Genomic DNA, 19,001 nt, shown 5'->3' with positions numbered 1-19,001 from the left:
TCGGTCGTCCCGGACCAGGCATCTGCGGCTCCTTCGGTAGAGGTTCTACCCCCTGAAACCGCCCCACCCCAACCGAAATTCCCGAATCCAGCAATTATCTCACGAAACAACCTGACAGGACACTAGGTGGCCTTGATTGTCTCGGTGACCTCGGGGTAGGGGGCCACGGCGGCTTCGAACTCCTTGACAACCTGCCAGCTGGTCGTGGTTGTCTCGACCTGCATGTAGACGCAGAACGCCCGCCCGGTCAGTTCCGGGTCGAGTTGAGTGCGTGTCTGCCAGGAAAGGTGCCCTGCGATGACTCGTGCCCGTGGTTTCGCCCAGGTCGATGTGTTCTCCTGCATCCCTTATCGGGGCAATCCGGTCGCGGTGGTCCTGGATGGTGAGGGCCTCAGCGAGGAGCAGATGCAGGCGGTGGCCCGCTGGACCAACCTGTCCGAGACCACGTTCGTGCTCGCCCCGACCGCCCCCGAGGCGGACTACCGGGTGCGCATCTTCACCCCCGGTGGCGAGCTGCCGTTCGCCGGCCACCCAACACTGGGGACCGCGCACGCCTGGCTTGAAGCCGGTGGCACTCCGCGCGACCCGGCCCGGATCGTGCAGGAGTGCACCGCCGGCCTGATCCCGGTGCGCCGCGGTGAGGGCATCTTGTCCTTCGCCGCGCCGGCGACCGTGCGCACCGGAGACCTGGATGCGGACTACCTGGCGAGGATCACCGCGGCGTTCAAGATCGACCCCGGCCAGGTGATGGCCCACCAGTGGGTCGACAACGGCCCTGGGTGGGCCGTGATCCGCCTGGCCACCGCCCAGGAGGTGCTGGACCTGGACCCCGATCTCTCCCTCATCCCCGAGGCCATGGTCGGTGCGATCGGCGCCTACCCGGCAGGGTCGGAGTTCGCGTTCGAGATGCGCACCTTCGCCCCCGGAGTCGGGGTGGTCGAGGACCCGGTGTGCGGGTCGATGAACGCCTCGGTCGGGCAGTGGCTCGCCCGCACCGGCGAGGCCAGCGACGGGTACCGGGTCTCCCAGGGCGCCAGGCTCGGCCGGGCCGGGGACATCGCGATCACCGCCGACGCTGACGGCACCGTGTGGGTTGGCGGGGCCACCACCACGCTGTTCGCCGGCACCGCCCAGGTGTGAGCATGGCGGCCGCGACCCCCGCAGCAGCACCGTCCTCAGCGCAGGGCCGCGACCGGATGCTGGCGGTGGCCTCGCTGCTGGAGGCCAACGCTGTTCTGGGTGGTCGGCGACTGGACTTAATCGGGGTTGTAGGCCGTGACAGAAATCAATCAGTTGCGGGTCGGCCGGGTGACCTGTTTCACGATGCAGCTGGGAATGCCGCGCAGTTCGTCGTGCGAGCGGCCGCGGTAGGCGCTGGGTGTCTCGCCGACCAGTTCGGTGAACCGGCTGCTGAACGATCCGAGCGAGGTACAGCCGACCTCCATGCAGACGTCGGTGACGGATTTGTCGGTGTTGCGGAACAGCGCCATGGCGCGTTCGATCCGGCGGGTCATCAGCCAGGCGTACGGGGTTTCGCCGAACGCCTCCTTGAACGAGCGCTGGAAGTGCCCGACCGACATCAGCGACTCGCGGGCCAGCTGGGGGACGTCCAGCGGCTGGGCGAAGTCGCGGTCCATCCGGTCGCGGGCCCGGCGCAGCCGCACCAGGTCGTCGGGGGTCATGCGCCCAGGGTGACACACCACGCCGATAAGTGTCCGGTTGCTGGTCGCGCTTGGTCAGACAGGTAACACTGCCAGACATGCACAACGACGGACCGCCCGCCGCCGACGGCCCAGCCGCACTCTGGTTCAAGAACGTCACCGGCCGTATCCACCGGGCGCTGCCCACTGCCCTTCGTCGGGTCATCCCGCTCACCTTCATCGGCTACGCGATCATCAATGGCAGTGCCTTCCTGCTGGACATGGGCGCGCTGGTCGGCCTCGACAAAGCGTTGGCGATCACTGCCGAAGGTCTGAAGTCGGCACCCTGGATCACGGGGGCGCTCTTCTCCATCGGCTACGCCATCGCGGCCGTCTACGCGTTCGTCCTGAACCGCTGGCTGAACTTCCGCGAGCACGGCGACCTGGGCAAGCAGTCCTGGAAGTACGCCGCGGTGATGATCAGCAACTACCTGATCTGGATCTGGGCGGCCGCCACGGTGTTGACCATCTGGGGCATGCCGCTGCCGGCGGCCCGGATCACGGTGGCCTGCTGCGAGGGCATCTACATCTACCTGCTGCTGCGGCTGTGGGTGTTCCCGAGAACCCGCAGCCAGGAGGACTCGCCGGTCAGCTGACCGGGCGCCACAACTCGGCGACGCCGTCGGCGATCGCCGGGAACCACCAGGCGTAGTCGTGCCCGCCGCGGTATTCGCGGTAGTGGACGCGGTGACCGGAGGTCCGCGCGGCGGCGGTGAACTCCAGCGCACGCTGCCGCATGTCCGGTTCTTCGGTGCCGACCTGGACGACCAGCCGACCCGGCCTGGACGTCCGAGTCTCGCCGAGCAGCCGGACCAGGTCGCCCGGCCCGGCGTGGCCCGGCTCGGCCTCTCGGTACCAGAACGAGCCGGACTGTGCCACGGCCTGCCGGGCCAGTTCGGGCGCGGTCGCCACCACACTCGCCGCGGCCAGGCCGCCGTACGACTGCCCGGCGACGATCAGCCGCTCGGCCTCCAGCGTCACGGCCAGCGCCGGTTCCGTCCCCAGTAGCGTCTCGCGGACGGACGCCACCAGTGCGGCCGCCCGGTCCGGCCGAGGCAGGTCGGACGCCCGCCGCTCCCGGTCGCCCGCGTCGATCAGCACCAGCGTGACCCGGTCGAGCGCCGACAGCCGGCGCGGGTTCAGCCGTCGCCACACCTCGCCGTCGAACAACATCAGGGTGGCGACCGGGTCGGACGCCGCGTGCCAGGCGAACCGGCGTCCATTCCCTGTGACGCCGTCCCGCCAGCGGGTCGGCGGAGCCTCGTCCGGCCACGGCGGCGCCAGCGGACCCGACCACAACGACGAAGGCGGCCGGTCGGGTGCGTCGTCCAGCACCGTCGGGTTGCGCGGGTCGGCCCGCCCGTCCAGGTGGACGCCGAGCCAGCCGGCCCGGTCCTTGCCGACATCGGACGCGATCTGCGGACGGCGCAGCAGCCGGTAGCTGTACCGGCCGTCGGCGGGCAGCAGGCAGCTGCACACCCGCAGCCCGGAGCCGGCCACCGGCTGCAGCAGCGCCGGCCTGATGTCGGTGCGGTGCGCGTCGGTCAGGCTGGCCAGGTGCAGCATCACCTGATCGGCGTCCGACCAGGCGCAGAAGGTCACCTCGACCAGCGGAACCCCGTCCCGCTCGGTCAGCTCGCCGACGATCGGCATGGTCTCCGTCCGCTGCCACCAGCGCCGGGCGTCCTCGGCGGTGCGCAGCGAATCCAGCCAGGCGGGCCGGGCCGGCAGCGGGCCGCCGTGCGCAGCGAGCGGGGTGGGTGGCAGCCGGCGGTCGTCCGGCGAGGTCACCGCGGCGCACCGGTGTCGAGCGGAATCACCAGCGGACGTCCGGTCACCGGATCGTCGATCACGGTCACCGGAAGGCCGAACACGTCGCCGACCAGGTCGGCGGTCATGATCTGGTCGGGGGGCCCGACCGCGACCACCTGGCCGGCCTTCATCACCACCAGCTGGGTGGCGTAGCGGGCGGCATGGTTCAGGTCGTGCAGCACCGCCACCAGCGTCCGTCCGGCCTGATGCAGCCGGCGGCAGTGGTCGAGCACGTCGATCTGGTGGGCAATGTCGAGATAGGTGGTGGGCTCGTCCAGCAACAGCAGCTGGGTGTCCTGGGCCAGCACGGTGGCCAGCCAGACCCGCTGCCGCTGACCGCCGGACAGCTCGTCCACCACGGCGTCCGCGATCCCGACGATGCCGGTCTGCTGCATCGCCCAGCGGACGGCGTCGGTGTCGGCGTCCGACCAGCGGCGCAGGAAGCGTTGGTGGGCGAACCGGCCGCGGCTGACCAGGTCGGTCACGGTGATCCCGGACGGCGCCGTCTGGGTCTGCGGCAGCAGCGCCAGCCGGCGCGCGACCTGGACGGTGGGCAGCCGGTGGATGTCGGTACCGTCCAGCACCACCTGACCCGCCTCGGGACGCAGCATCCGGGCCAGCGCCGCCAGCAGCGTCGACTTGCCGCAGGCGTTCGGTCCGACGATCACGGTGAACTGGCCCTCGGCGATGGCGAGATCCAGGCCGTGCAGCACCCGATGCCCGTCGTAGCCGACCTGCAGCGCGCTGGCCGCCAGCGGAATGCTCGTCATTGCTGGTACCTCTTCCTGGTCAAGATCCACAACAGATAGCCGCCGCCGATCACGCCGGCGGTGACCCCGACCGGTGCGGTCAGCCCGCCCGGCAGGTTCTGCCCGATCAGATCGGCGACCAGCAACAGCAGCGCCCCCAGCAGGGCGGACGGCAGCACCGGGACGGTGGCGGTGCGGGCCAGCCGCCGGGCGATGTGCGGCGCGGCGAGCGCCACGAACGAGATCGGGCCGCAGGTGGCGACCGCCGCGCCGGTCAGCGCGACGCCGAGGGCGACCGCGAGCAGCCGGGAGCCCTCGACCCGCAGCCCGAGCTGGCGGGCGATCGGGTCCCCCAGCTCCAAGGCGTTCAACCGCCGGGCAGCGGCCAGCACCGCCGGAATACCGATCGCCGCGACCAGGGCCATGGCTGCCGCGTCCTCCCAGTTCCGCGCGTTCAGGGTGCCGACCAGCCACAGCTGACCGGTGATCGCGATGTCCGGGTCGGAGCGGACCAGCATCAACGTGGTGACCGCCTGCAGAAAGGCGCCGACGCCGATGCCGACCAGCACCAGCCGGTAGCCGCCGATGGAGCGTCCGCGGTAAGCGAGCAGATAGGTCGCTGCGGACGCCACCAGGCAGCCGACCAGTGCCCCGGCGGATGCCGCCGCACCATGCCCGCCGAGCACCACGATCGCGAACACGGCACCCGTGGCGGCGCCCGAGGTCAGCCCGATGATCTCCGGCGAGCCGAGCGGGTTGCGCGAGATCGACTGGAAGACCGCGCCGGCGACCGCGAGCGCGGCACCGACGCAGATGCCGCAGATCACCCGCGGCAGCCGCAGACTCCAGACGATGGTGGCGGTCCCGCCGGCGTCCGGGTGCAGCAGGGCGGCCCAGAGTTCGGCCGGTGGGATCAGCCGGCGTCCGATCGACAACGAGGCCGCCGCCAACGCCACCAGCAGCACCGCCATCACCACGCCGATCAGCACCGCCCGCGGATACACCGGCCAGGACAGCCCGCCGAGCCGTCCGATCCGGAACCTCTGATGGGCGGCCGGGCTGAACGGTTCGCCGCTCACAGCGACACCATCCGTTTCCTCCGGGCGACCGCCACGAACACCGGGCCGCCGATCAGGGCCATCACGATCGCCGCCTGCACCTCGCCGGCGCCGACCACGACCCGGCCGATGATGTCCGAGACCAACAGCAGATCGGCGCCCAGGATCATCGCGGTCGGCAGCAGGAACGCGTAGCTCGGGCCGACCAGCCGGCGTCCGAGCACCGGCGCGACCAGCCCGAGGAACGCGATCGGACCGGTCAGCGCGGTCGCCGTCCCGCACAGGATCACGATCGCGACGCCCGAGACGATCCAGGTGCGCCGCACCGACGCCCCGAACGCGCGCCCCAGGGTGCCGAGGGCGAGGGCGTCCAGGGATCGGCTGATCGCCAACGCGGCCACCGCGCCGATCAGGGTGAGCAGCGCGGCGATGCCGATCAGTTCCCAGGGACGCGGCAGCACCGCGCCGGCGTCCCAATTGCGGAAGGTGGCGAACCGGGCCGGGTAGCTGACCAGCAGCGCGATCACGAACGAGCCGACCGCCACCGACATGGCGGCACCGGCCAGCACCAGCCGGACCGGATCGGCGGTGGCCCGGAACGCGCCGCCGAGCAGCAGCACCGCGACCCCGGCCACGGCCCCGCCCAGGAAGGCGAGGCCGAGCAGACCGGTGATCGACACCTCGCCGAAGGCGAGGATCCCAGTCGCCACCACCGCGGCGGCACCGGAGTTGACCCCGAGCAGGCCGGGTTCGGCGAGCGGGTTGCGGGTGATCGCCTGGATCAGCGACCCGGCCGCACCCAAGGCGGCACCGGCCAGGATGCCGACGAAAGTGCGCGGCACCCGCAGCAGCCGGACGGCGACCTGCTCGGGGTCGGCGACGTCGAAGGCGGTGATCGACGCGACCACCGTCCCCGGCGACACCCCTTGTGAGCCGATGAACAACGAGGCGACCGCGAGGACCGCCAGCACGACCAGGCCGATCAGCCAGATCGCCACCGGCGGACGACGCAGCCCCAGCGCGGCGGAGCTCACGCGAAGGCGCGCGCCAGCCGCTCCGCCATGTCGATCGCGCTGTAGTAGTCCAGCTTGAAGCTGGCGTGGCCCAGCGGGACCAGCGTGCCGGAGGTGGCCGCCTTCACCTTCGAATAGGCCGGATGCTTCTTGATCGCGGCGACGGTGGCCTCGTCACCGTCCACCAGCAGCACCGTGTCGGCGGTCAGCCCGGCCACCGACTGCTCCTCGGACGCGAAGGCGAAGTCCTTGCGCTTCGGATCGGCCTGCACCCCGGACGGCAGCGGCGCCAGGGTGAAGCCGAGCGCGGAGATGATCTGGTCGTGCGGGCCGTTCGCCAGGGCGAACGCGGAGCCGTTGGACTCGTTGAAGACGATCATCTGGACGGCCTCGGCCGGCGGCTTGGTGGACGCCTTCAAGGTGGCCATCTTGGTGTCGAACTCGGTCAGCAGCGTGCTGGCGTCCGTGCCGGTGGCTTCGGCGACCGCCTTCGTGGTCTCTTGCCAGCTCAGGCTGTTGTAGTCGACAGCGACGGTCGGGGCGACCTTGGCCAGTTCGGCGTACTGCTCGGCGGTGCTGTCGCCGCCGGTCGCCGAGATCACGATCAGGTCGGGGGCGGCGGCGATCACGGCCTCCAGGTCGAGCTCGGAGTTCTTGTAGAGCGGCTTCACCCCGCGCTCGCGGGCGATGTCGCCCCAGTGCGCGAAGAAGCCGTCGGAGTCGAGGCCGGTGTCGGCACCGCCGGTGTTCGGCACCGAGGCGCCGGAACCGACCACCGGGGCGTCCAGGGCCAGCAGCGTGCCGGTCAGCACCACCGAGGTGGAGACGATCTTGGTCGGCTTGGCGGTGATCGTGGTGGTGCCCAGCGGGTGGGTGATGGTGCGCGGCCAGGCGCCGGCCTGGCTCGGTTCGGCCGAGGGGCTGGACGAGGTCGCGGGCGCGGACGAGCAGCCGACGAGGCCGGCGACGATCGCCAGCAACACCGTGATCACGCCGGAGCGGAACAAGGGGCGCACAGTGGGATTCCTTCCTTGCCAGGCCAGCACGGACGCCGACCGGATTTTGGTTAGGCCAGGCTAACCAAAGTCGGATGGATGTGCACCGGAGGTTCACATGGTGCGGCGATAGCGTCCGCCGACCTCGAAGAAGGCCTCGGTGATCTGACCCAGGGACGCCACCCGGACGGTGCGCATCAGTTCGTCGAAGACGTTGCCGCCGGTCAGGGCCACCTCTTTCAACCGGGCGAGTGCGGCGGGGGCCTCGTCGGCGTGCCGGGCGTGGAAGTCGGCCAGCCGGGCCAGCTGGGATTCCTTCTCCTCGGTGGTGCCGCGGGCCAGCACGGTGGGCACGGACGCCTCGGCATCGGCGTCAATGAAGGTGTTGACGCCGATGATCGGCAGCGTGCCGTCGTGTTTGCGCGCCTCGTAGAGCATCGATTCGTCCTGGATCAACCCACGCTGATAGCCGGTCTCCATCGCACCCAGGACGCCGCCGCGGTCGGCGATCCGGTCGAACTCGGCCAGCACCGCCTCTTCGACCAGGTCGGTGAGCTGCTCGATCAGGTACGAGCCCTGCAGCGGATTGTCGACGGCGGCCAGCCCCCATTCGCTGTCGATGATCAGCTGGATCGCCAGCGCCCGCCGCACCGACGCCGGGGACGGCGTGGTCACCGCCTCGTCGTAGGCGTTGGTGTGCAGGCTGTTGGCGCTGTCGTAGAACGCGCAGAGGGCCTGCAGCGTCGTCCGGATGTCGTTGAACTCCATCTCGGCGGCATGCAGCGACCGGCCCGAGGTCTGGATGTGGTACTTCAGTTTCTGCGCCCGCTCGCCGGCACCGTGCCGGTCGCGCAGCGCGACCGCCCAGATGCGGCGGGCGACCCGTCCGATCACCGAGTATTCGGCGTCCATGCCGTTGGAGAAGAAGAAGGACAGGTTGGGCGCGAAATCGTCGATCGCCATGCCGCGGGCCAGGTAGGCCTCGACGTAGGTGAACCCGTTGGCCAGGGTGAGCGCCAGCTGGGTGATCGGGTTCGCCCCGGCCTCGGCAATGTGATAGCCGCTGATCGACACCGAATAGAACCGCTTCACCCCATGTTCGATGAACCACTCCTGCACATCGGCCATCGCCCGTAGTGAGAAGTCGATCGAGAACAGGCAGGTGTTCTGGCCCTGGTCTTCTTTGAGGATGTCGGCCTGGACGGTACCACGCACCTTCCGCACCACCTCGGGATCGCCGGCCTGGTCGATAGCGGCATTCAGGAACATCGCCAGAATGGTCGGCGCCGGCCCGTTGATGGTCATCGACACCGAAGTCGAGTCGTCGGCGAGGTCGAAGCCGGCGAACAGGTCGCGCATGTCGTCCAGGGTCGCGATGGACACCCCTGAGGTGCCGACCTTGCCGTAGATGTCGGGCTGCCGGGCGGGGTCGCGTCCGTACAGGGTGACCGAGTCGAAAGCGGTCGACAACCGGGTGGACGGCTGCCCGGCAGCCAGTAGGTGGAAGCGCCGATTGGTGCGCGCGGCGTCCCCCTCACCGGCGAACATCCGGGTCGGACGCTCCCCCGACCGCTTCAGCGGAAACACCCCGGCGGTGAACGGGAAGCTGCCCGGACGATTCTCCTTGCGTAGGTAGCGGACCAGTTCGCCGGCCTCCGTTTCGGACGGTGGCAGCGCCACCCGCGGCAGGGTCAGGCCGGACAGCGTTTCGGCGGTGGGCTGCTCGGTCTCGGTGTGGGCGCGCCAGGCGTCCAGCAGTGCGGACGCCTCGGCCGGCAGCTCGGTGCGCAGGGCGCTCAGCGGGGTCGGGTCATCGAGCAGGTCGGCGACGGCCTCGACCTGCTCGTGGCGGCGGACGGCGTCCACCAGGGCGACGGTGGCGGCGTGATATTCACGGATCGTCTCTGCCACGTCGGCGAGGTATCGCTCCTTGCCGCGCGGAATGATCGCGCCACCGCCGGTCGAGCCCTCACCGCTGGTCGAGCTTGTCGAGACCTCTACCTGGCTGGTCGAGACCCCCTCCGCGGCCAGCAACACGCACAGCCGCTCGAACAGCTGGTTCGCCCCGTCGTCGTTGACCCTGGACGCGATGGTGCCGATCACCGGCTGGTCCTGCCAGGATTCGCCGAACACGCCGCGGTTGCGGATCAACTGGCGTCCGACGTCGCGGCGGGCGTCCTCGGCGCCGCGCCGGTCGTATTTGTTGATCGCCACCAGGTCGGCCACCTCGAGCGCGGCGATCTTCTCCAACTGGGTCGAGGCACCGTACTCGGGCGTCATCACATACAGCACCACGTCGGCATGATCGGCGATCGAGGCGTCCCCCTGCCCCATGCCCGGTGTCTCCACGATCACCAGATCGTGATCGGCCCCGCAGGCCCGGATCATGTCGTCCAGGCCCTTCGGGATGCCGCCGAGGGCACCACGGGTAGCCAGCGAACGGAAGTAGACGCCGTCCAGGGCGTTCATCCGGATCCGGTCGCCGAGCAGCGCCCCACCCCGCCGCGCGGTCGGGTCGATCGCCAGCACCGCGATCCGGACGCCCGGCGCATGCCGTCGGAACCGCAACAGCAACTCGTCGGTCAGCGACGACTTGCCCGAGCCTCCGGTTCCGGTGATTCCCAGTACCGGTGGACGCCCCTCCGGCAGTTCGAGGCGTCCGCCCTCGGCCAGCACGCTGATCGCCCGCGGCAAAGTGGTACGCGGGGACGGTTCTTTCGGTCCACTTTCGGGCGAAGTGGACCGAAAGAACCGTCCCCCCGGTCCAGATTCATCGCCTACCGCTTGCCGCGATCTCTGCACCTCGCGGCAGGCGGCGATCACCTCGTCCGCCATGCCCATCAAGCCGAGCCGCTGACCGGCCGCCGGACTGTAGATGGTGACGCACTTGGCGGCCAGCGCCTCGATCTCGTCGGCGACGATCACCCCGCCACCGCCGCCGAACACCTTGGCGTCCGAGCCCAGCTCGGCGAGCCGGTCGACCAGATAGCCGAAGTACTCCAGGTGTCCGCCCTGATAGGACGACACCCCGACGCCGTGGGCGTCCTCGTCCACGACGGCGTTCACCACGTCTTCGACGGACCGGTCGTGGCCCAGATGGACGACCTCGGCCCCGCGCGCCTGCAACACCCGCCGGATCACCGTGATCGCGGCGTCGTGTCCGTCGAACAGGGCTGCTGCGGTGACGATCCGCACCGGCGAGGACTTCATGACTTCATTGACTCACCGTTGGTTGAGCTTGTCGAGACCGGGACTTGCGCCAACTCGGCCGCACAAGGGTTTCGACAGGCTCAACCAGCGGTGGTTCGGCGCCGAGCGAGACGAGACCTCAACTCGCAGGTCCGCGCGGCCTACACTCATCGCACTCGAACGGGCAGGGACGCCGTCCGCGGTCACCGGCGCCCCATCGCAAACAGGGAGGCACCCACATGGCTGACGGAACCGGCACCAAGGACGACCCCTGGCGGCTGACCACCCCACCAGGTTCCAGCTCGTACACGATGTATCGCGACACCGAGGCGGACCCGCCGATCCTGGTCTGTGTGGTCGGCTCGACCACCCTGAAATACCAGCTGCGCGCCATCGAGGATCTGCACGCCTGGCTGGTCGAGCAGGGCGACTGGGTGCCGCTCGGCGCCGCCGATGAGAAGAAACCGGCGGCGGACGGCACCGTCGAGGCCTGGGGACGGTCCGAGTCGAACCCGGTCGGTGGTTGGTACGGGCTTCGCAACGGCTACCGCGGCCGGTTCGGTATGTACCTGCCGCCGCTGCTGGAGGCTCTCGGACTGGCCGAACTCACCCACGACGCCCGGAACAACCGGATGCGGGCGCTCCGCTGACGCCGCGCTGACCAACGAAACCCGGCCGCTACAGGCCTAGCTTGCCGGGGTTCATGATCCCGGCCGGGTCGACGGTCTTCTGCAGATCGCGCAGCAGATCCAGCCCGGTGCCGAGTTCGTCGGTCATCCAGCGGGCGCGCTCCAGACCGATGCCGTGATGATGCGAGATCCGGGCGCCGCAGGTCAGGGTTTCGGCCATCACCGCTTCCCAGGTCGCGTCATACGCCTCCAATGCGGCGGCGTCGTCGACGTACTCGCCGCGGACGATCGTGTACAGCGCCGCGCCCTGGTCGTAGACGTGCGAGACGTGAGCCATGAACTCCTGCATGTGCGGCGACACGGCCTTCTTCAGCCGCTCGTACAGGCCGGGCAGCTCCGACCAGGTCGCGGTCACCTCGATCGCCTCGGCGATGCCACCTTCGTGGTCGACGGCGTCGGTGAACCAGGACCAGTTGAACCGCCGCTGCTCCCAGTGCACCGCCGGCTCCGGGCCGAGCGATTCGCCACCGAGCGAAGTCGCCAGGTCGAGCATGATCTCCTCCTGGGTGGCGATCAGCCGCTCGTCACCGTCGAAGACCAGCACCAGCAACCAGCCGGCGTCCTGGGCGAACCGGGCGTGCTTCGCGGACGCCTCGGTCGGGTCGTAGATCCGCACCACGGCGGGCCGGACGCCGGCGATCAACGCACGCCGCACCGTCTCCAGCGCCTCTTCGAAACCCGGGTATCGGACGGCGGCGAACCGTTGCGCGGCCGGCACCGGAACCAGCTTGAGGGTGACCTTGGTGATCACCCCGAACATGCCTTCCGAGCCGATCCCCAGCTGTCGCAGGTCCGGCCCGGTGGACGCCCGCGGCAGCGAACGGGTCTGCACCACCACACCGGTCGGCAGCACGATCTCCAGCTCACCGACCCGGTCCTCGATGTTGCCGTAGAGGGATGAGAAGGTGCCCGAGCCGCGCATCGCCACACAGCCGCCGACCGACGCCAGGTACAGCGACTGCGGGTAATGCCCCACCGACAGACCCTGCTCGCGCAGCCGAGTGTCCAAGTCGCCCAGGTTGATCCCGGCGCCCACGGTCACGGTGCGGTTCACCACGTCCACCTCGCCGACCTCGGCCAGCCCGGCCAGATCGAGCAGCACCCCACCGCGCACCGGCAGACCACTGCCCACCACACCGCTGCCCAGGCCACGGGCCACCACCGGGACGCCATGAGCACTCGCCCACGACAACACCGCCGAGACCTGCTCGGTGGAACGAGGGCTGACCACCACGGACGCCGCCGCCAGCGGCCGGTCCGCCGCCTCGGCCTTCTTGCTGCGCACCGAGCTGTCCTTGGAAAGCTCGCGGATCCGGGCGGCGTCGGTGCTGACCGCCTGCTCGCCGACCGCGTCGCGCAACGTCGCGAGCACATCCGAGGGGATCTGGGTGAGGTGGTCCATGGCTGCTCCTGGTTCCGGGTCGGGAAGGGTGCCGGTGAGGTTCCGTCACCGACCCTGCCGCCGCCCGCTGCCGGCGCTCAAGACCAGTGACGCCGGACGTCACATTCCTTGACCGTGCAATCGACCGCTGGCGAGCATGCCAAGAACACCCGAGGGGTCGGCGTCCGGTTGCGTCGACGTCCGGCGACACGCAAAGGAGCGGAGGAACTGATGGTGAGCGACAACGATCCGACGGTGCTGGTTCTCGACGAGGGCACCACGAGCACCCGCGCGGTGCTGTTCGATGCGGCGAGCGCGGTGCTGGCCAGCCAGGGCGAGCCGCTCGGCATCGAGACCAAGCCGTCCGGTGCCGTCGAGCAGGACGCCAACGAGATCTGGCAGAAGTCGCAGGCTGCGCTGCGCGACGTGATCGCCGGGGCCCAGCGCGACGGACGCCGAATCGCCGCGCTCGGCATGGCCGCCCAGCGCACCACCACCGTGCTGTGGGACCGGACGACCGGCGAACCGGTGGCACCGATCGTCAGCTGGCAGGACACCCGGTGCGCCGACCTGGTCGACGAGTTGCGTCCGGCCTGGGGTGAGAAGTTCACCCAGACCACCGGGCTGTCCTTCGGCGCCGCCAACGTGCCGCTGCATCTGAGCTGGATCCTGCGCAACGACCCCGAGCTGCGACGCCGGGCCGACGCGGGCGAACTGTCCGGCGGAACCCCCGATTCGTGGCTGATCTGGAAGCTCACCGGCGGCCCGGACGGCGGCCGCTTCGTCACCTCGGCGTCCTGCGCCGGCTCGTCGGGCGGCATGGAGCTGACCGCGCACGTGTGGTGGCAGGAGTTCCTGGACGAGCTCGGCGTCCCGGTCGGGCTGCTGCCCGAGATCATCTCCGAGGACGCCGACTTCGGCGTCACTCGCGCCGACCTGATCGGTGCCGAACTGCCGATCACCGGCATCGTCGGCGACCAGCAGTCCGCGCTGTACGGGCAGGGCGGCTTCGGCGAGGGTGCGGTGAAGTGCACCCACGGCACCGGCAGCTTCCTCGACTTCAATATCGGCACCGAGGCCCGGGCGCCGGGCGGCGGCCTGGACTGCCGGGTGGCGTGGCGGATCGGTGACACCACCAGCTATCTGTTCGAGGGCGGCTCGTTCGTCACCGGCAGCGGCGTGGACTGGCTGGTCGACGGCATCGGCGTGCTCGACAAGGCCAGCATCATCGACGCCACCTACGCCGCCGCCGACCCGAACTCGGGTGTGGTCTGCGTCCCCGCCCTGGCCGGTTTCGCCGCGCCCTACTGGGACGGCAACGCCCGCGGCATGCTGATCGGCCTGAACCGGGGCACCACCAAGGCCGACGTCGTGAGGGCCACCCTGGACGGCATCGCGCACACCATCGCCGACCTGCTCGGCGCGATGAGCGAGGCGTCCGGGGTATCGCCGACGATCATCGCGGTGGACGGCGGCCTGGGCCTCTCGGACGCCCTGCTGCAGGCCCAGGCCGACCTGATGCAGGTGCCGGTGATGCGGGCCGCGCAGGCCGAGTTCATCACCGCCCGCGGAGCGGCCTGGCTGGCCGGCGTGGCGACCGGGGTCTGGGCGAACGCGGAAGAGGCGGACGCCACCAAGGAACTGGGCCAGGTCTTCCATCCGCAGATGAGCGAGGCCGAGCAGAAGCTGCGCCGCGCCGCCTGGGCGGACGCCGTCCAGCGGGCTCTGGGTTGGCGGCGGGCGGACCTGGCGGGGGCGCGGTAGCCACCGCGCCGGTCACGTCCCGGTCAGGGAGCCGAGCCACCGATCGCCGCGGTGAATTCCTGCGCCGCCGGCTGCAGCGCCTGCAGCAGCCCGTTGCGCTGGGCGGTGGTCAGCCGGGGGTACTTGGTCGACACCACCAGTGCGCCGACCGCGCGTCCCTTCATGCCGTACACGGGCACGGCGATACAGGTGACGCCGAGCATGAACTCCTGCCGATCCTCCGACCAGCCCTGGGCGCGGACGGCCAGGCATTCGGCCTCCAGCGCGTGCAGATCGGTGATCGTGTACTGGGTGAAGCGTTGCAGCGGACGCACCGCGTAGGCCTGCAGGGCAGACGGATTGGCGGCCAGGAAGATCTTGCCGCTGGCACTGGCATGCGCCGGACGCCGCGAGCCGACCACGATCGGCGGCGACTTCTGCCGGATGATCGCCTCCCTGGTGGCGCTGGCGACGGTGACCGCGGTGCCCTGGTCGTAGACGGTGACATGCACCGGTTCCTGGGTCCGCTCCCCCAACTCTTCGGCGAACAGCCGGGCCTTGCGCAGGAATTCGCGCTGATCGGACGCGTTCTGCGCCAGCCCGGCGATGGCCGGCCCGAGCCGGTAGCGGGTGCCGTCCCCGGCGCCGGCGATCATGCCGAGCGTGCGCAGCGAGGCGAGATGGCGATAGACGGTGCGAATGTTCAGCCCGGTCTGAATGTGCAGTTCCACGGCGTCCGCGCCGGACGGCCCCGCCTCGCCGACCGCGGTCAGGATGGTGAAGGCATGCCGGAGCACGGTCGGGATGCGTTCCTCCGGCGCCATGAGGCCATTCTTTGCAGCCCTCCCGAGCCGGACAACCCCCGATGACATGCCGTGTCATTCGGCTGCCACCGCCGACGGCACCGGCGCATCATGGTCCGGTCGGCGCGGACCCGCTGGTCCGTGCGCGGAGATGCAGGAGGAGCAGATGCGGGCACGTGACGTCGTCGCCAACCAGACCGCCCCAGTGGCGTTCGATCGAGACACCGCCTTGGACGCGATGACCGCGGCACCGCTGGACGTGTTGGTCGTAGGCGGCGGCATCACCGGAGTCAGCGTCGCCCTGGACGCCGCCCTGCGCGGCCTGCGGGTGGGCCTGGTGGAACGCGGCGACTTCGCCTGCGGCACCTCGTCCGCCTCGTCGAAGATGATCCACGGCGGGCTGCGTTACATCGAGCAGCGCGAGTTCCGGATCGTCTATCACTCCTTGCTGGAGCGGCAACGGCTGTACGAACGGGCGCCGCATCTGGTCAGCCGGCTGCCGTTCCTGTTCCCGATCTACCGCGAATCGGCAGTGTTCGGACCACGGATGGCGCAGGCGTTCCGGGCACTGCTGGTCGCCTACGACGCGGTCGGCGGCTGGCGGATCGGCAAGCTGCACCGCCGGATGGGCGCCGCCGAGACCCTGACCCACTGCCCCACCCTGCGACCGGAGGGTTTGATCGGCGGACTGCTCTACTTCGACACCCGCACCGACGACGCCCGGCTCACGGTTTCGGTGGCCCGCACCGCCGCCCTGCACGGCGCGATGCTGGCCAACTACTGCCGGCTGGCCGAGCTGGAACCGTTCCGGCCCGGACGACCACGCACCGCCCACCTGATCGTCACCGATCCCGACGGCAGCAGCACCGAGCGGACCGTCCAGGCCCGGGTCGTGGTCAACGCGGCCGGAGTCTGGAGCGACGGTGTCAGCACACTGAACGAAGCCACTCATCACAGCCGGATCCGGCCGGCCAAGGGCGTCCATGTCGTGGTGCCGTGGGAGAAGGTACGCAGCCAGTCCACCCTGGTCTTCCCGATGCTGGGCGGGTTGCGCGGCAAGGGCGGCCGGGCGTTCGTCGTCCGCTGGGGCGACTACTGCTACATCGGCACCACCGACACCCCCTACGACGGCGACCCGGACGACGTCCGCTGCAACCGGCACGAGGCCGAACTGCTGCTCGAATCGCTGAACGAAACGCTGACCACCAACCTCACCATGGACGACGTGACCGGCACCTGGGCCGGGCTGCGTCCGCTGATCGACACCGGCAAGGGCGACACCGCCGAGCTCAGCCGCGAGCACGAGATCACCGTCGCCGACGGCATGGTGACAGTCGCCGGCGGCAAGCTGACGGTGTCCCGGTCCATGGCCGAACAGGCGGTTGACAAGGTCTGCGACCTGCTGGAAGTGAAGCAGCGCTGCCGGACGACCCACGCCCCGATCGTCGGCGGCGCCGGGTTCGACGCCGAGGCGGTGGAGGCCACCGGCGGCCGGTTCGCCCATCTCTCCGGCCGGTACGGCACCGAGGCGCGGTTCGTCGAGGACATCGCGCTGGCCGACCCGGCTCTGGCCGAACCGATCGCCCCCGAACTGCCCTACCTCTGGGCCGAAGTGGTGTTCGCCATCCGGCACGAGATGGCCCGCACCGTCTCCGACATCCTCACCCGGCGCATCCCGGCGCGCTTCCTGCACGCCGCCGCAGCCGCCCAGGCAGCTGCCCGGATCGGCGAACTGCTCGTCGCCGAGTCGGGCCTGAGCACCACCGAGGTGGACCGCCAGGTCGCCGACTTCCGCGCCGACGTGGCCCGGGCAGCCCGCGAACTCGGGACCACGAGCCGACCGTAGAACGGCTCGGCCCCCGACCCCTCGCGCGGGTGCCGAGTTCTGTCGGTGGGGGCGTTTAGCATTCGGGGAAGCCCGGTGGCACCCGCCGCCGGCGATCTCCCGAGAGGTTCATTCGATGGACGACAGCCTCATCCCGCTCCGCGCGCCGCGGTTCGCCCGGTACGAGCACACCCTGGGCCGGGGCTATGCGGACGCGGTCGAGGGAAGCTCGTTGATCCTCGGCGACGCGCTCGGGGTGCTGTCGGCGATGCCTGCGCAGAGCGTCCAGACGGTGGTGACCTCGCCGCCCTACTGGAGCCTTCGCGACTACGGGATCGACGGCCAGGTCGGCCTCGAGGAGTCGGTCTACGACTTCATCGATCACCTCGCGCAGCTCTTCGACCAGGTGTGGCGGGTGCTGCGCGACGACGGCACGCTCTGGCTGAACATCGGCGACTCCTACACCTCCGGCGGTCGCACCTGGCGGGCACCCGACCGCAAGAACGTCGCCCGCGCCATGTCGCTGCGTCCGGCCACCCCGGACGGGCTCAAACCGAAGGACCTGATCGGGGTGCCGTGGCGGCTCGCGTTCGCCCTGCAGGAACGCGGCTGGTATCTGCGCAGCGACATCATCTGGGAGAAGCCGAACGCCCAGCCCGAAAGCGTCCGCGACCGGCCGACCCGCTCCCACGAGTTCGTGTTCTTCTTCTCGAAGCGGGAAAAGGGCTACAAGTACGATGTGGACGCCGTGCGCGGCCCGAACGGACGGCGGCTGCGGACGGTGTGGCCGATCAAGACGCAGGCATTCCGCGAGGCTTCCGGTCATTTCGCGACCTTCCCGCCGACGTTGGTGGAACCGTGCGTGACGATCGCCTCCGAGCCCGGCGACCTGGTGCTCGATCCGTTCGTCGGTTCGGGCACCACGCCGCTGGTCGCGGGGTCGCTCGGCCGGCGGTTCATCGGAATCGAGCTCAACCCGGAGTACCTCACGATGGCCACCCGGCGCCTGACCAAGGCCGGCTTCGTCGACATCACCCCCGACGACAGCGGAGAGGCTGGTTCGGATGCCGCTCTATGACCTTCCGCCTCCCGCACGCCAGATCTACGTCCACACCTTCCTCGACCGGTCACGGGCGCGCGTGCTGCACCAGGCGATCCAGACGGCGGCCGCAGCCATTGCGCCGGCCACTCTCCGCAGCGAGATCGCGCAGTACGCGCCGGCCGCCGGGCTGCGGGCGCTGCAAGGCACCACGGTGCGCGACGAGCTCGTGTTCGCGACTCCGAGCATTCTGCGGCACACTCCGAGCGCCTTGGGGTACTACCGGCTGCTGCTCGGCATCTCCCAGAAACGCTTCTACACGTCCGCGACCGGCCTGTCGGCGTTCAAGGCGATGGAAGAGCGGAACACCCTCCGGAACACGGTCGCGCCGCTGATCGGCGGCCTGTGCACCGCGCTGAATCTCTCGCTCGGCACCCTGCTCGAGTCGCTGCCGGCGTCCTCGCTGGCGATGGACATCGACCAGCTTCCGCTGCTCACCCTCGGCGCTCAGGCGGACGGCTCCTGGCGGAATCTGATCGGACGCGAGGCCACCGCCGGAGTCTTCGACGCTCTGAAAGAGGTGGTTCGGCAGCAGAAGGTCCAGTTCAGCGAGACGGCCCACTCGATCACCGCCCGGAACTCCTCGGGCCGCGACGTCACCCTGCAGCTAGCCGCCGATCCCGATGTGGTGATCAAAGAGGTCGTCAACGGCGCCACCATCGTCAAGGCAGCGATCGAGATCAAGGGCGGAACAGACCAGTCGAACGTGCACAACCGGGCAGGTGAGGCCGAGAAGAGTCACCGGAAGGCCCACCGAGATGGCGCACAGGACTTCTGGACGGTGATCTCGCTGGCCGGTGCGAACATGGCCGTGCTGCGCGGCGAGTCGCCCACCACGCGGCAGTGGTTCGACGTCGAAGAGGTCCTGGCCCAATCCGGAACCACCTGGGACAAGCTGGTGAACCACACCATCTCGGCCATGGGCATCTAGCGACGCACCTTGAC

At 70.1% G+C, this 19,001-nt stretch carries 16 protein-coding genes; 7 read left to right on the top strand and 9 right to left on the bottom strand.

Features of this window, described 5'->3' with window-relative positions; genetic code table 11:
* Window positions 1-297 precede the first annotated feature (297 nt).
* The gene (locus tag QM619_RS06345) at window positions 298-1,140 is read left to right on the top strand and encodes a PhzF family phenazine biosynthesis protein (protein WP_415105568.1); all 843 of its coding nucleotides are present in this window, start codon (window positions 298-300) and stop codon (window positions 1,138-1,140) included.
* A gap of 149 nt (window positions 1,141-1,289) precedes the next feature.
* On the opposite strand, the gene QM619_RS06340 is transcribed toward QM619_RS06345, so the two are convergent.
* Window positions 1,290-1,682, bottom strand: a complete 393-nt coding sequence (locus QM619_RS06340) for a helix-turn-helix transcriptional regulator (RefSeq protein ID WP_415105565.1) — start codon at window positions 1,680-1,682, stop codon at window positions 1,290-1,292.
* Between the two features lie 77 nt (window positions 1,683-1,759).
* Here QM619_RS06340 and QM619_RS06335 point away from each other — a divergent pair, with 77 nt between their 5' ends.
* Window positions 1,760-2,296: a GtrA family protein gene (locus QM619_RS06335; RefSeq protein WP_415105562.1), complete on the top strand. Its 537-nt coding sequence runs from the start codon at window positions 1,760-1,762 to the stop codon at window positions 2,294-2,296.
* Here the strand turns inward: QM619_RS06335 and QM619_RS06330 are convergent.
* The 6 genes from QM619_RS06330 to icmF all read right to left on the bottom strand — a co-directional run bounded on the left by QM619_RS06330 (window position 2,289) and on the right by icmF (window position 10,537).
* Complete coding sequence (locus QM619_RS06330) at window positions 2,289-3,491, bottom strand: enterochelin esterase domain-containing protein (RefSeq protein WP_415105559.1); 1,203 nt, start codon at window positions 3,489-3,491, stop codon at window positions 2,289-2,291. The genes QM619_RS06335 and QM619_RS06330 overlap by 8 nt on opposite strands.
* Window positions 3,488-4,282: an ABC transporter ATP-binding protein gene (locus tag QM619_RS06325; protein WP_415105556.1), complete on the bottom strand. Its 795-nt coding sequence runs from the start codon at window positions 4,280-4,282 to the stop codon at window positions 3,488-3,490. The genes QM619_RS06330 and QM619_RS06325 overlap by 4 nt, the downstream gene beginning before the upstream one ends.
* Window positions 4,279-5,340 (bottom strand): FecCD family ABC transporter permease, encoded by a 1,062-nt coding sequence (locus QM619_RS06320; protein ID WP_415105553.1) that lies wholly within the window; start codon window positions 5,338-5,340, stop codon window positions 4,279-4,281. Before QM619_RS06320 ends, QM619_RS06325 begins: the two co-directional genes overlap by 4 nt.
* Window positions 5,337-6,353 (bottom strand): FecCD family ABC transporter permease, encoded by a 1,017-nt coding sequence (locus tag QM619_RS06315; RefSeq protein ID WP_415105550.1) that lies wholly within the window; start codon window positions 6,351-6,353, stop codon window positions 5,337-5,339. The genes QM619_RS06320 and QM619_RS06315 overlap by 4 nt, the downstream gene beginning before the upstream one ends.
* The gene (fepB, locus tag QM619_RS06310) at window positions 6,350-7,348 is read right to left on the bottom strand and encodes a Fe2+-enterobactin ABC transporter substrate-binding protein (RefSeq protein WP_415105547.1); all 999 of its coding nucleotides are present in this window, start codon (window positions 7,346-7,348) and stop codon (window positions 6,350-6,352) included. The genes QM619_RS06315 and fepB overlap by 4 nt, the downstream gene beginning before the upstream one ends.
* A 93-nt stretch (window positions 7,349-7,441) precedes the next feature.
* The gene (icmF, locus tag QM619_RS06305) at window positions 7,442-10,537 is read right to left on the bottom strand and encodes a fused isobutyryl-CoA mutase/GTPase IcmF (protein WP_415105544.1); all 3,096 of its coding nucleotides are present in this window, start codon (window positions 10,535-10,537) and stop codon (window positions 7,442-7,444) included.
* 218 nt (window positions 10,538-10,755) lie between these two features.
* On the opposite strand from icmF, the gene QM619_RS06300 reads away from it, so the two are divergent.
* On the top strand, window positions 10,756-11,166 hold the full coding sequence (locus tag QM619_RS06300; protein ID WP_415105541.1) for a DUF6855 family protein: 411 nt from the start codon (window positions 10,756-10,758) through the stop codon (window positions 11,164-11,166).
* A 28-nt stretch (window positions 11,167-11,194) separates the two neighbouring features.
* Here QM619_RS06300 and QM619_RS06295 read toward each other — a convergent pair whose 3' ends face one another.
* Complete coding sequence (locus QM619_RS06295) at window positions 11,195-12,607, bottom strand: FAD-binding oxidoreductase (RefSeq protein WP_415105538.1); 1,413 nt, start codon at window positions 12,605-12,607, stop codon at window positions 11,195-11,197.
* A gap of 213 nt (window positions 12,608-12,820) precedes the next feature.
* Here QM619_RS06295 and QM619_RS06290 point away from each other — a divergent pair, with 213 nt between their 5' ends.
* Window positions 12,821-14,350: an FGGY family carbohydrate kinase gene (locus tag QM619_RS06290; protein ID WP_415105535.1), complete on the top strand. Its 1,530-nt coding sequence runs from the start codon at window positions 12,821-12,823 to the stop codon at window positions 14,348-14,350.
* 23 nt (window positions 14,351-14,373) lie between these two features.
* Here the strand turns inward: QM619_RS06290 and QM619_RS06285 are convergent, their stop codons facing one another.
* Window positions 14,374-15,153: an IclR family transcriptional regulator gene (locus QM619_RS06285; RefSeq protein WP_415105532.1), complete on the bottom strand. Its 780-nt coding sequence runs from the start codon at window positions 15,151-15,153 to the stop codon at window positions 14,374-14,376.
* A 145-nt stretch (window positions 15,154-15,298) separates the two neighbouring features.
* Between QM619_RS06285 and QM619_RS06280 the strand changes: the two genes are divergently transcribed.
* The 3 genes from QM619_RS06280 to QM619_RS06270 all read left to right on the top strand — a co-directional run bounded on the left by QM619_RS06280 (window position 15,299) and on the right by QM619_RS06270 (window position 18,987).
* Window positions 15,299-16,978 (top strand): FAD-dependent oxidoreductase, encoded by a 1,680-nt coding sequence (locus QM619_RS06280; RefSeq protein WP_415105529.1) that lies wholly within the window; start codon window positions 15,299-15,301, stop codon window positions 16,976-16,978.
* Window positions 16,979-17,093: 115 nt separating this feature from the next.
* Window positions 17,094-18,035, top strand: coding sequence for a DNA-methyltransferase (locus tag QM619_RS06275; RefSeq protein WP_415105527.1), 942 nt, complete (start codon window positions 17,094-17,096; stop codon window positions 18,033-18,035).
* Window positions 18,022-18,987, top strand: coding sequence for an XcyI family restriction endonuclease (locus tag QM619_RS06270; RefSeq protein ID WP_415105524.1), 966 nt, complete (start codon window positions 18,022-18,024; stop codon window positions 18,985-18,987). Before QM619_RS06275 ends, QM619_RS06270 begins: the two co-directional genes overlap by 14 nt.
* The last annotated feature ends 14 nt before the right edge of the window (window positions 18,988-19,001 follow it).

The sequence above is a fragment of the Micropruina sp. genome (assembly GCF_047606665.1).
Lineage (GTDB): Bacteria > Actinomycetota > Actinomycetes > Propionibacteriales > Propionibacteriaceae > Micropruina.
The sequence above is the reverse complement of the archived record's forward strand: the minus strand, read 5'-3'. Positions and strand labels throughout refer to the sequence as shown.

What these genes read in the sequence shown, in the direction of transcription:
- QM619_RS06345 (WP_415105568.1), top strand. Translation starts at nt 298, where the DNA reads ATGACTCGTGCCCGTGGTTTCGCCCAGGTCGATGTGTTCTCCTGCATC.
- QM619_RS06275 (WP_415105527.1), top strand. Translation starts at nt 17,094, where the DNA reads ATGGACGACAGCCTCATCCCGCTCCGCGCGCCGCGGTTCGCCCGGTAC.
- QM619_RS06325 (WP_415105556.1), bottom strand. Translation starts at nt 4,282, where the DNA reads ATGACGAGCATTCCGCTGGCGGCCAGCGCGCTGCAGGTCGGCTACGAC.
- QM619_RS06300 (WP_415105541.1), top strand. Translation starts at nt 10,756, where the DNA reads ATGGCTGACGGAACCGGCACCAAGGACGACCCCTGGCGGCTGACCACC.
- QM619_RS06270 (WP_415105524.1), top strand. Translation starts at nt 18,022, where the DNA reads ATGCCGCTCTATGACCTTCCGCCTCCCGCACGCCAGATCTACGTCCAC.
- QM619_RS06295 (WP_415105538.1), bottom strand. Translation starts at nt 12,607, where the DNA reads ATGGACCACCTCACCCAGATCCCCTCGGATGTGCTCGCGACGTTGCGC.
- QM619_RS06285 (WP_415105532.1), bottom strand. Translation starts at nt 15,153, where the DNA reads ATGGCGCCGGAGGAACGCATCCCGACCGTGCTCCGGCATGCCTTCACC.
- QM619_RS06280 (WP_415105529.1), top strand. Translation starts at nt 15,299, where the DNA reads ATGCGGGCACGTGACGTCGTCGCCAACCAGACCGCCCCAGTGGCGTTC.
- QM619_RS06335 (WP_415105562.1), top strand. Translation starts at nt 1,760, where the DNA reads ATGCACAACGACGGACCGCCCGCCGCCGACGGCCCAGCCGCACTCTGG.
- QM619_RS06340 (WP_415105565.1), bottom strand. Translation starts at nt 1,682, where the DNA reads ATGACCCCCGACGACCTGGTGCGGCTGCGCCGGGCCCGCGACCGGATG.
- icmF (WP_415105544.1), bottom strand. Translation starts at nt 10,537, where the DNA reads ATGAAGTCCTCGCCGGTGCGGATCGTCACCGCAGCAGCCCTGTTCGAC.